The 13,556-nt window shown below is 34.8% G+C and carries 5 protein-coding genes; all 5 read left to right on the top strand.

The annotated features are described in order from the left end of the window. Nucleotides 1–9: 9 nt before the first annotated feature. A complete protein-coding gene (locus JF259_RS11040; protein ID WP_199115387.1) occupies nt 10–1,728 on the top strand; it encodes a RagB/SusD family nutrient uptake outer membrane protein in 1,719 nt (572 codons plus the stop codon). Between the two features lie 81 nt (nt 1,729–1,809). Beyond that, nucleotides 1,810–5,217 carry a VCBS repeat-containing protein gene (locus tag JF259_RS11035; protein WP_199115386.1) on the top strand — a complete coding sequence of 1,136 codons (3,408 nt, stop codon included), beginning with the start codon at nt 1,810–1,812 and terminating at the stop codon, nt 5,215–5,217. Between the two features lie 12 nt (nt 5,218–5,229). Beyond that, nucleotides 5,230–8,550: a VCBS repeat-containing protein gene (locus JF259_RS11030; RefSeq protein ID WP_233164226.1), complete on the top strand. Its 3,321-nt coding sequence runs from the start codon at nt 5,230–5,232 to the stop codon at nt 8,548–8,550. A gap of 201 nt (nt 8,551–8,751) precedes the next feature. Continuing rightward, the gene (locus JF259_RS11025; protein ID WP_199115385.1) at nt 8,752–11,052 is read left to right on the top strand and encodes a glycosyl hydrolase family 95 catalytic domain-containing protein; all 2,301 of its coding nucleotides are present in this window, start codon (nt 8,752–8,754) and stop codon (nt 11,050–11,052) included. A gap of 10 nt (nt 11,053–11,062) precedes the next feature. Beyond that, entirely contained in the window at nt 11,063–13,528 is a 2,466-nt protein-coding gene (locus tag JF259_RS11020) for a hypothetical protein (protein WP_199115384.1), read from the top strand. Nucleotides 13,529–13,556 lie beyond the last annotated feature (28 nt).

The following is a 13,556-nucleotide window of genomic DNA, read 5'->3' as shown; positions in this document are numbered from 1 at the left end:
AAGTGTAATATGAAAAAAGTTTATTTAATATTATTAACAATTGGTTTCTTTGTTACAAGCTGTAATGAAGATGCTTTAGATCTCCAACCACTTGATGCCATTTCAGAAACAAATGTTTTTAATGATGTTAACCTGTTAACAGCCTATGTTAATGCAGGATATGCATGGTTACCTAACATAAATAGAGAAAACAGAATAGGAACTGAAGTATTGACAGATTTGGTTAGTTGGAAATTACCAAATGGACATGGTGTTGCCGAATATGTAGAAAATAGAATTGAGGCAACCAATGGAGAAGGTACAACTCGAGGAACTTGGAATAGATATTATGATGGTTTAAGGCATGCAAATACCTATTTTGCTAAAATTGAAAATTCTAGTTTGCCAGTCTCAGAGACAGAAGAGTTCACTGCTCAAATGCATTTTTTAAGAGCCTATTATCATTTTGAATTGTTATCCTGGTATGGAGGTGTTCCTATCATGGATAGGAGGATGGAAATATCTGAAGAGAATTTTGATATTCCGAGGAATTCAGTAGACGAAGTTGTGGCTTTTATCGTTTCTGAATTGGACACCGCTATACCTAATTTAAAAGATGATGCACCAAAAGCTAGGGCAAGCAAAGCTGCAGCGATGGCCTTAAAGGGTAGAACATTATTATATGCGGCAAGTCCGTTGTTTAACCCTTCTAACGATCAGTCAAAATGGAATGCTGCTGCTACTGCTAATAAAGCTGTGATGGATTTAAGTTCTTACCCTATGGGTGATGATTATGCTGCTATTTTTGAAAAAAATTCACCATTAGATGATGAAATTATTTTTACAAGGGAGTATAATCAAGAAGTGAACCAAGGTGGTTGGTCTGGGATCAATACCATGTTGTGGCCAAATGGATATGCAGGATGGGCTTTAATAGCACCTACGCAAGAGTTTATTAACATGTATGAAACAACAGATGGTGAATTGCCTATGCTAGCAGATGGTGTAACACCTAATCCAAATTCAATTTTCGATCCACAAAACCCTTATGAGAATAGAGATCCACGTTTTCATGCGTCTATCATATATAATGGAAAAGTATGGAAAGGAAGAGAGGTTGAGTATTTTATCGAGTATACTGATGATGGTAATGGTGTGCCAGGTTCTCGAGAGCAAACCGGAGGAGGTTTAGATACGCATCATGGTGTAGTAAACGCCCATGAGCCTTCTAAGACAAATTATGCAATATCTAAAAACACCGACCCATCTCAAGGAGCCACTGTTGAGATACCTACGGAATATACGCCTGATATTAAATTTAGAAAAACGGAGTTTTATTTAAATTATGCTGAAACTCAAATTTTCTTGGGGAATGAAGATGAAGCACGGGCGGCTATTAATACGGTTCGGGCTAGAAACGGAGTTAATATGCCTCCTATCCCAAATACGGTAACGGGTAGTGATTTACTTAAAGCGTATCAGAGAGAGCGTGCGGTAGAACTGTTTATGGAAGGTCACCGTTTTAATGACATTCGTCGTTGGAAAATTGGTTCAGAAGTAATGGGTAAACCACAATATGGTGTAGATATAGAGAAACATAGTGATGGAACATTGGTATATAGTTATGGTACAAAACTTGTCCCAGAATCAGCCATAAGAGCTTGGGACGATAAGCTGTTACTATTGCCTATACCAGATAGTGAGATAAAAGCAACTAACAACGCTATGGAGCAAAACCCTGGATATTAAAACTTTTGAGTTAGTTTTTTGAGTTATTTTATTTAATGGTAGGGCTTTTATGCCCTACCTTATTTAATTCAATATTATTTTATGAGAATTAAGGAGATCTTAGGTTTAACATTATGTTTAACATTGGTTTGTACATGTAAAAAGAATGAAGAACATAATAATGGTAAACAATACCCTAATAAGTTTGACAAGAAATCTGTCAATGAGGATGAACAAGTTCTGTATACAATGCTAAATCCTTTGGAGTCGGGTATAAGGTTTATTAATGCCTTAACAGAAACACCAGACATGAATGGCTTTTTCTATGAGTACTACTATAACGGAGCAGGGGTATCTGTAACAGATGTTAACAATGATGGACTTCAAGATATTCTTTTTATTTCAAGTTTAAGAAAAAACCAATTGTACCTGAATAATGGAAATTTGAAATTTAAAGACATAACGCAAGAATCGGGCTTGGTGTATTCCTCAGGTTATAGGACAGGAGTAACTAACGTAGACATCAACAATGATGGACTTATGGATTTTTATATTTCTAAATCAGGAAAATATGATGATCCTACAAAACGGAAAAATGAATTATGGGTGAACCATGGCCCAAACCAACATGGTATACCAACATTTAAAGAGCAGGCCGAACTATATAACTTAGATATTGATATGTGTTCTACTCAGGCCGCTTTTTTTGACTATGATCTAGATGGAGATTTAGATATGTTCCTTATAAATCATTACACATCTCCTTTTGATTACAAAGATGTTAATAAACTTATTAAAAAAGAAGGCGTTGTTACAGGAGATAGACTTTACCAGAATAATAATGGAAAGTTTTATGATGTAACCAAAAAGGCTGGAATAACAAACATTAACAGATTAAGTTATGGACTGGGAGTTTCAATAGGTGATTTAAACAATGATGGCTGGCCAGATATATATGTAGCCAATGATTATGAAGGAAAAGATTTTCTTTATTTAAACAATAAAAATGGCAAGTTTACAGATGTAGCCAATCAATCTATTAAACATGTGTCTTTCTATTCCATGGGAACAGATATCGGAGATATAAATAACGACGGATGGATGGACTTTATCTCTTTAGATATGATGGCAGCCGATAATTATACAATAAAAACAAGTATGAGTGCAATGGAACCCGATAAGTTTGGAGATGTTGTAAAAAAAGGGCTTCACTACCAATATATGTATAATGCATTACAAATTAATAATGGAACTATTGGAGAAAATAGTACACCTGTCTTTTCAGATGTGGCACAATTAGCTGGAGTGGCAAGTACAGATTGGAGCTGGGGACCATTAATTTTTGATATGGATAACGACGGGCAACAGGATATTTTTGTTTCAAATGGTATAAAAAAAGACTTTAGAAATAATGACTTTATTATTAAACAAAGAAACCGAAAAGAAAAAATAAATAACCAAAACAGAGATACCTATATAAATAATATTTTAGATGAAATGCCCACTCGGAAAAAACAAAACTATTTTTTTAAGAATAATGGTGACCTTACTTTTTCTGATATGAGCACATCTTGGGTTTCTAGTTTACCCACTAGTTCCAATGGGGCAGCATATGCAGATTTGGATAATGATGGCGATTTGGATATTGTAGTTAATAATGCCGATGATGTATCATTAATTTACAAAAACAATGCTCGAGAACAAGACAGAGGAAATTTTTTGAAGCTGCATTTTAAAGGGAATAATAAAAACACTAAAGGCGTAGGTGCCCGAGTAACAGTAAAAACTAAAGAAAGCAATCAAACAAAGGAAAACTATACTACCAGAGGATTTCAATCAGCAATAGGGAATGTTTTACATTTTGGTATAGGAGATATAGACAGCATCGATACACTAATTGTTAATTGGCCAGATGGAAAACACCAACAATTAATCAATATAAAGGCAAATCAGGATATAGTTTTAAATTATAGCGAAGCTAAAAATAATACACCTAATAAATTAAATACTAGTTTGCAGTTTAAAACACTAAGTAAGGAAGAATCGCCAATTTATTGGAAACATCAGCAAAATGAGTATAACGATTTTAAGAGAGAAATCCTATTGCCCCATAAAATGTCCCAACAAGGTCCAGCAATTGCTATAGGAGATATTAATGGAGATGGATTGGACGATATTTATTTAGGAGGTGCTCTTGGGCAAACCTCTCATCTTTATCTTCAAAACCCAGATGGTTCTTTTAAAATAGAACAAGATCTTGTATTTAACAACCAAAAAAATAGAGAAGATACCGATGCTGTTTTTTTCGATGCCGATAATGATGGAGACCTAGATTTATATGTAGTTAGTGGAGGAAATGAAAAAGACATGTCCTCTAGCTACTACCAAGATAATTTCTATTTAAACAATAATGGAGTTCTTGTTCAAAGTAATAAAAGTATACCAGCAATAAATTCAAGTGGCTCTTGTGTTAGGGCTTTTGATTTTGATAATGATGGTGATTTGGATTTGTTCTTGGGAGGCAGACAAACCCCCGGAAAATACCCTTTACCAACAAATAGCTACCTGTTAAAAAATGAAAGTGATGGAAAAACCATTGCCTTTAAGGATGTATCCAAAGAGCTATTTCAGGATCTAGAAAGTATTGGTATGGTTACAGATGCATTACCAATCGATTTGAATGAAGATGGTAAGCAGGATTTGCTCATAGTCGGAGAATGGATGCCTGTAAAAGCTTTTCTAAATACAGACCAAGGGTTTAAAGATATTACAAATCGAGCTGGATTAAATTTGAGCAACGGATGGTGGAATACAATTAAGGCAGCTGATTTTGATAACGACGGGGACTTAGATTTAATAGTAGGTAATTTAGGTTCTAATTATAAATACAAAGCAATTCCTGAAAAACCATTTAAGATATATGCTAGTGATTTTGATAAAACAGGAACCTTAGATATAGTTTTAAGTTACTACGAAGGCAACAATTTGTTTCCTCTAAGAGGACGTTCATGTTCTTCTCAACAAATGCCATTTATTAAAAAGAAATTTGAAACTTACGATGCCTTTGGTAAAGCTTCTCTGATTGATGTGTATGGTGCTGAAAATTTAAATAAAGCTGTAAGTTACGAAGCCAACACATTCGAATCTGCTTATTTTGAAAATACTGGAAAAGGTCATTTTAAATTTCATCCATTACCCAAGCATGCTCAAATATCATCTATTAACGATATTTTAATAGATGATTTTGATAAAGATGATAACCTTGATGTTATTATAGGTGGTAACTTATATAATGCTGAAGTAGAAACACCTAGGAACGATGCCAGTTATGGACTGTTTATGAAAGGTGACGGTCATGGTGGTTTTTTGCCTGTGCCTATGTATAAATCTGGCTTAAATATTTCAGGAGAAATTAGAAAAATAACTAAGATAAACATTAATGGGAAGTCAAAACCCATGTTACTTTTTGCACTGAATGATGATGCGTTAAAATTTGTAACTAAAAATTAATATAAGTAAGTGATGAAGAAAATAGTCCTTTTAGGTATAATAAGCTTGTTTTTAATGGTTTCCTGTGGACCGAAAGGCAAAGAAAAGTTATTTACCCTAATAAAGCCTGAGCATTCGGGTGTCCATTTTTCCAATAATTTAACAGAGTCAGATTCCATCAACTACTTTTTATATAAATATCTTTATATGGGGGGTGGGGTTGCCATAGGAGATGTTAATAATGATGGTTTACAGGATATTTATTTTACAGGTAATATGGTAGATAATAAGTTGTATTTGAATAAAGGCGATTTTAAATTTGAGGATATATCCGAATCTGCTAATGTTACAGGTGACGACCGATGGGTTACAGGTGTAACCATGGCCGATGTTAATAATGATGGATGGTTGGATATATATGTGTCAGTAGCAGGTTATTGGACTATAACAAAAAATTTACTTTATATTAATAATGGTGCCCAAGGAGGGAAGGTTTCATTTACAGAATCTGCCGAAGAGTATGGAATAGCAGATGAAGGGAACAGTACCCAATCTGTTTTTTTTGACTACGATTTAGATGGTGATTTAGACTTATACGTTCTTAATTATCCAATTACCGATACTAGAAATGGTATTTTAAACTATAGAGAATTAATGCGGTTTATTACACCAGAGCGTAGTGATCATTTTTATGAAAATATTGATGGTAAATTTGTGGATAAGACGGTAGAATCCGGAATTATGCGCTTTGGTTTATCACTTGGTGTAGTTGTAAGCGATTTTAATAAAGATGGTTATCCGGATTTATATGTCTCTAACGATTTTGCAACACCAGATTATTTCTTCTTTAACAATGGAGATGGTACATTCAGTAATAAAATAGAAAAAGTTACTAACCATACAGCGTTTTATGGTATGGGGGTAGATGCAGCAGATATAAACAATGATGGTTTGCTCGATATTTTCCAAGTAGATATGACCCCAGAAGACAACTTTAGATCCAAGGCCAATATGGGAAGTATGGAAGTTGATGCTTTTTGGGCTATGGTGAATAATGGTATGTACTATCAGTATATGAAAAACGTGCTGCAATTGAATCAGGGACAAGATGAAAAAGGCCTACCCCAATTCGGAGATGTTTCCTATTTGGCAGATGCGGCATTAACCGATTGGAGTTGGGCTCCATTGATAGCTGATTTTGATAATGATGGACTAAAAGATTTCTTTATTACAAATGGTTCCCGAAGAGAAATTAATAATAAAGATTTTTTTAAGGAAATGAATAAAGATAAGGATCAGGTAAAGCATTATTACGATTGGGTAAAAAAAATGCCAGAGGAAAAAATAGAAAACTATGCTTTAAAAAATGAAGGGAATTTGAATTTTAAAGCTATTGCTAAAGAATGGGGAATTAACTTTTTAGGTTGGTCTAACGGCGCCTCCTATGGTGATTTGGATAATGACGGGGACTTAGATTTAGTGGTCAGTAATATTGACGATTTATGCTCTATATACAGAAATAACTCCAGAGAACAGGAAAAAACAAATTATTTAAAAGTAAAGTTAAATGGCAAAAACGGAAATTTATTTGGTCTGGGTTCAAAAATTACAATAACCCAAGATAAAAACATACAATATCAAGAATTTACCTTAACAAGAGGATTTCAATCTTCCGTAGAGCCTTTGTTACATTTTGGTTTAGGTAAGAGCAATATAAATATAGATAAAGTAGAAGTTGCTTGGCCAGATGGCAGGACACAAACTTTTCACAATATAGAACCCAATCAAACGTTGGTGGCCAATTATTCTGATGCAGTTGAACAACCAGAATATAACCAAGTAGAAAGCGATAAAATTTTTAAAGACATCACTTCTCAAGTTTCATTAAATGTCAAGCACACCGAAAATGTTTTTGATGACTTTAGGCATCAAGTACTCCTTCCTCATAAAATGTCCCAGTTTGGACCCGCATTGGCCGTTGGGGATGTTAATAATGATGGAATGGAAGATTTTTATATAGGAGGAGCAAAAGGATATAGTGCAGCGTTGTTTTTGCAAACCGAAAGAGGAACTTTTAACAAGTCGAATTTGGAGTTATTTAATAAGGAAAAAGGCTATGAAGATGTAGATGCTATATTTTTTCATGCCAATAATGACTATTATATAGATTTATATGTAGTTAGCGGGGGAAATGAATTTAAAGCACAAGACCCATTGTATCAAGATAGATTGTACATAAATTCTGGAGATGGAAATTTTATTAAATCAGAAGGAGCTCTTCCCCTAATATTTGAAAGCGGATCTGTAGTAAGAAATGCCGACATAGATGGAGATGGTGATCAAGATCTGTTCATAGGCACAAGACTCTCACCAAGAAATTATCCCTTATCAGGTAAATCGGTGTTGTTGGAAAATGTTAGTGATAGTAATTCCATTAGGTTTATTGATATAACCAATAAGTTGGGTCAAGAAGAAGGAAACATAGGAATGGTTACTGATGCGGTCTGGACTGATATAAACAAAGATGATTATGCCGATTTGGTTGTTACGGGGGAATGGATGCCCATAACAATTTTAGTTAACAATAAAGGTGCATTTCTCACAAACAAAACCAATGAATTTGGGTTAAGCGAAAATACAGGCTGGTGGAACACAATACAAGCAGCTGATTTTGATAATGATGGAGATATAGATTTAGTAGCTGGTAATCTTGGAAATAATTATAAATACAAAGCATCTAAAAAGGAACCGTTTAACATTTACATGAATGATTATGATGGAAATAATAAAAGCGATATTGTATTAAGTTACATACAGCAAGGTACAGAATACCCTTTAAGGGGAAGATCGTGCTCTTCTCAACAAATTCCTGCAATTGCGATTAAGTTTAAAGATTACAACTCTTTTGGTAAGGCTTCTTTGGCAGATGTGTATTCTACCAAAGCCCTTGAAGAATCCCTTAAGCTAAAAGCAATAAATTTTTCTACCAGTTACCTTGAAAATACAGGTGGAAGTTTTATGTTCAAACCGTTTGAAAAACGGTTGCAAATAAGTTCCGTAAACGCCATTTTTAAAGATGACATAAATCAAGATGGACATTTAGATTTAGTATTTGCTGGCAATCTGTATGGATCGGAAGTTGAAACACCGAGAAACGATGCCTCATACGGACTCTATATGCAAGGTGATGGAAAAGGAAAATTTAAATCTTTTATGCCCTATGAAAGTGGATTAATGATAAAAGGAGAGGTGAAAAAGATGAAAGAAATTAGGCTCAAAGGAGGAAAAAAAGCAATGTTAATCGCCAAAAATAATGATCATATCCAATTGGTTGAATTAAAAATGATACCGTAAATGTACAAGATTTTTAAAGTTTATGAATTAAAATGAAATATATAACCTATCGAGTGTTTTATTTTTAAATAAATGATTTATATATGAATATTTTGTAAATTGCCCTCCGAACATTAACAGAGTTAATACTTGAAAAAACGTTTTAAAATAAGAGGTTAAGTTGTCTTTAATCTCACTTATTATACAATTAATATAAACCCTATGAAATTAAATCAAGTTGTAAAAATAGTATTGTCACTTTTTTTATTTACATCATGCGCTCAAACTAAAAAAGATTTAACCATTACCTATGGAGACCATGATTTGGTTTACAAAACCTTAGCAAAGAGTTGGGACGAGGGTATGCCATTAGGTAATGCTGTTATAGGAAGCTTAGTATGGGAAAAAGAAGGACGTTTAAGAATGTCCTTAGACAATGTAAACCTATGGGATTTACGCCCAATGGAAAACTTAAACACCCCAGAGTATAAATTTTCATGGGTTTATGAACAGTGGAAAAATGATAATTACAAGGCCGTACAGGATAAATTTGATGCACCTTACGATAGATCTCCAGCACCTTCTAAAATTCCTGGTGCGGGACTTGAATTTAATATTGATGGACTAGGAAAAGTAGATTCAACTCGTCTGTCTGTAAAAGATGCTGTTTGCAAAGTTAATTGGAGTAATGGAACAGAATTTCAGACATTTGTACATGCTTCCGAAAAAATTGGTTGGTTTAAATTTAAGAATGTTCCGGAAGGATTTAAACCAATACTTATACCACCTGCTTATAATATTGAAGGAGAAAGTAAAGAAGATTCTCCTGTTACAGGACAAGACTTACGCAGATTGGAATATCCTGAAGGTAAAATAGTTGAAACGGAGAACGAAATAAATTATACCCAAGAAGGCTGGGGAGGCTTTAGCTATAACGTTAGTGTAAAATGGCAACGTCAAGGAGTTGGCCTAGAAGGCTGTTGGAGCATATCGGCCCATTTTCCTGAAACAGAACAAGGAGAAACATCTCAAGAAATTGTCCAAAAGGCATGGCAAAGAGGCTACCAAGGAGACTTAAGTACCCATAAAAAATGGTGGACCGATTTTTGGAAGAAATCAAGTATCGATATTCCAGATCCAATCATAGCAAAACAATGGTATTTAGAACAATATAAATTTGGGTCGGCAGCACGTAATGGGGCGCCTCCAATTTCATTGCAAGCGGTTTGGACAGCCGATAATGGTAAACTACCACCATGGAAAGGGGACTATCACCATGATTTAAACACCCAACTAAGTTATTGGCCTGCGTACTCTGGAAACCATCTCGATTTAGAGATAGGGTATTTAGAATGGTTACTTAAATACCTAGACAACTTTAAAACATATACAAAAGATTATTATGAGGCTGAAGGTTTGGCTGTTCCAGGTGTAACAACCTTAACGGGAGAACCCATGGGAGGCTGGATTCAATATGCTTTCGGACCTACAGTTTCAGGATGGTTAGGCCAACACTTTTACTTACATTGGCGTTACAGTATGGACAGGGATTTTTTGAAGAACAAGGCCTATCCATGGATAAGGGAAGTGGCACTATTCTTTGAAGATATTTCTGTTGAAGGCGAGAATGGTTTGCGAAAACTGCCCATTAGTGCCAGTCCAGAGATACATAATAATTCTAAAGAAGCTTGGTTTGGAGAAACGACTAATTTTGATCTGGCAGCCATACGTTGGACTTATGAAAAGGCAGCGGAATTGGCTTTGGAACTGGGAAAAAAAGAAGATGCCAAAAGGTGGAACGATTTATTGCAAGAATGGCCTTCCTTCGCGATTCATGAAACCGAGGGCTTAATGTTGGCACCAGGCCATCGCTATGAAGAATCCCATCGTCATTTTTCGCATTTAATGGCATTCCATCCCTACGGACTTATTGATTATTCTAAAGGCGAAGATCATAAAACCATAGTAGACAATACTATTAACCATCTAACCGAAACGGGCTCAGATTATTTTACAGGATATTCCTTTAGTTGGTTGGCAAATTTGCAGGCTCGTGCTTTTGATGGAGAAGCAGCAGCCAATACCCTAAGGGTTTTTGCCGAAAATTTTTGCCTCCCAAACTCCTTTCATGTAAATGGAGAACAGCACAATAGAGGCTATTCTAAATTCAAGTACCGTCCATTTACTTTAGAAGGAAATTTTGCCTTTGCCTCAGCAGTTCAAGAGATGTTAATTCAAAGTCATACAGGCGTTGTACAACTGTTTCCTGCCATTCCTAATGATTGGAAGAACCTTAGTTTTGATACATTACGAACAGAAGGTGCATTTTTAGTTTCTGCCAAAAAAGAAAATGGCCAAGTTTCACAGGTACACATAGTTTCTGAAAAAGGCGGAGTTTTAAAATTAAAAAATCCATTTGGAGATTCAAAGATTATTATTGACGCAGAATATGTACTTGAAGATGACATTATTAAAATAAACACGTCAGAGAACCAAAAAATAAGTTTAGTGCTTGATAAATAGTAGTTTGACAATGGACAAAGCAAAAATCTTCACCTTACAGTTAATAGTTTTTTCTTTAATGGCTTGTTCTAATTTGTACGCAAATGAAGAAGTTATTGATGATGATAATTTAATAGGCTTACAGAATAAATCATTGTCTGTAGTTTTTAATAAACAAAGTGGACAGTTGGTATCCATGATTAATAAAAACACAAACGATAACTATATCAAAACACCAAATGGAGGTAATATTTTCAGGTTTTTTGTCAATACGGCATCAATGCCTAGGCTGAGATCAGGTGCGCAAAATAGTGATTATGGAGGGCTCATATTAGACCCTAGTAGTTGTAAACTTGATACTTTTAAGGTAATTAAAAAGGATGAATCTAATGAACTCGTTTTAAATTATGTATATGAAAAACTAAATATTCAAATTAAACTACACATAGAGCTTCATAATCATAAAGATAATTTTGATGCTAGTATAGCAATAACAAATACAGGTAAAGAAGCATTCACAGGCTACCTTGCGTTTCCTTATCTAACTGGAGTATGTTTAGGTGAAGACAAGAGTACTAATTTGGTAGTTAATATGTGGGATAGGGGATATCCAGGGGCTAAAGCATGGGAAAGACCTTTAGGAGGCGTCTACGGGAAAAATGTATCGATGCAATGGCAAACGGTTTATGAAACTGAAGGAAAGCAAGGTCTTGCTTTTATAACTATGGATAAAGATTTTAGCAATAAGGTCTTATCTACATTTCCAGAAGGTGGAATGTCATCTTTGTATTTTGATAAAAAGGTGATTGAGCCAAGCAAAACAAGGGAGTGGCCATCTGCAAGGTTTTTGGTTTATAATGGAAATTGGAGAACCGAAGCAAAAGCTTATAACAATTGGTTTGAAAACAATGTGCAGACCCGAAAAATTCCAGAATGGTATAAAGAGGAGGTTTCAACGCGTTCTAGCACATGGTTTCCAACTAAAGAAGCTATTGAAGAAAATAAACAAGATTCAGTATCAAATGCGTTTACATCGTTTCAACAACTACATAGTTTGTTTAGTAGTCCGATTTTTGGAAACAATATAAACGACTGTATGGAAATAGCCATGTGGAATGAAGGGGTTAATAAATGGCCAGAAACTTATGGTCCATGGATGTCTTCAGGATTTATTGACTATAGGGAAGATTTAGGTGGTAAAGAAGCTTTTAAAAAAGGTGTTGAAATATGCCATACGTATGGAAGACGAGTAGGAATGTATGTTGCAGCCTATGGGGCAAGAACAGCAAGTCCTATTTTTGAAGGAGATTGGGAAAAGTATGCCATTAAGAACAGAAATGGTAAGCCAGTGATGGATTATAGAAAAGGTAAAGAGGTATATGGTGCATTTAATTGTCCTGGATATAAACCATGGCAGGATAATTTAATTAGAGTTTGTTCTATGTTGGCAGATGCTGGAGTTGATGAAATTAGGTTAGATGAATTTGGATTTCCGTTTCGCCCATGTTATAATGAAGCACATAATCACAAAAGTCCTTTTAATGCTAATAAATGGATGCGTGATTGTTTAAAGCGTATTCGCGAAGCTACGGACAAGATTAACCCCGAACTTTTTCTTTCAACAGAATTTTACATGGATTATTTCAATGAAAGTGCTAATGGTGCACTAATCATGGATTGTCCCGGAAATGAAATTGATGCTATGAAAGTGGCCATGCCTAACTATGTGCCGTTATCCTATCATGCAAGTTCGTCTGAAGCAGCTATTACAGGGGCAATAATGAGTAAAACTGAAAGTAGAAGAAACAATTGGGCATGGGGAAATGTAGGGGTTGAAAAACCAGACGATTATGACGAAAATTTTGTAGTAGATTTAAAATGGCACGAATTGCATCCAACATTTTCTGAAGCAGTAACTTATGGTGATGTGACTGAATGGGATCCCATTGCCGAAAATGACCCCAGATGGATGGGTCATGTATGGAAATCTAAAGATTATTGGGTGTTAACAGGAGGACATATTGATGCTACGCCCTTACCTACCTCTGAAGTAAGGATAAAATTACCAGAATTACCCAAGGCAATTAGTAGCGCATACGAATTTAATGTAGAAACTTTAGAGATGCGTGAAGTAATAATTGAAAGAGTTAATGGAGAGGTTTATATTAATTTAAAATCGGCGGTTTCAGCTGTGCTTTTTCCTTTTCCTAATTGTAAACCCTTGCCCATTATTCGTCAGAAAAATGAGTTTGGTGGTGGAAATGATACAATGGAAATTGAAGTTTCACTTTTTGCACCATGGAATCATGAAAAAACAAGTAACGATTTCGAAAACATTCTTTTAGAAGTACCGGGGTTTGAGGTCACTAATAAAGTAACTGGAAAGGTTAAAACATTTATGATTCATAAAGATGATACAGCTTCAAATGGAAATTATCACTATAGTGTTTCTGGTGAGTGTATGAAAGTAAAAAGATGGTTTGAAGTTGTAAAATAACAAGGATGAAATTTTTAATAAAAAAAGA

This window comes from Snuella sedimenti (genome assembly GCF_016428595.1).
Taxonomy (GTDB): domain Bacteria; phylum Bacteroidota; class Bacteroidia; order Flavobacteriales; family Flavobacteriaceae; genus Snuella; species Snuella sedimenti.
The sequence above is the reverse complement of the archived record's forward strand: the minus strand, read 5'-3'. Positions and strand labels throughout refer to the sequence as shown.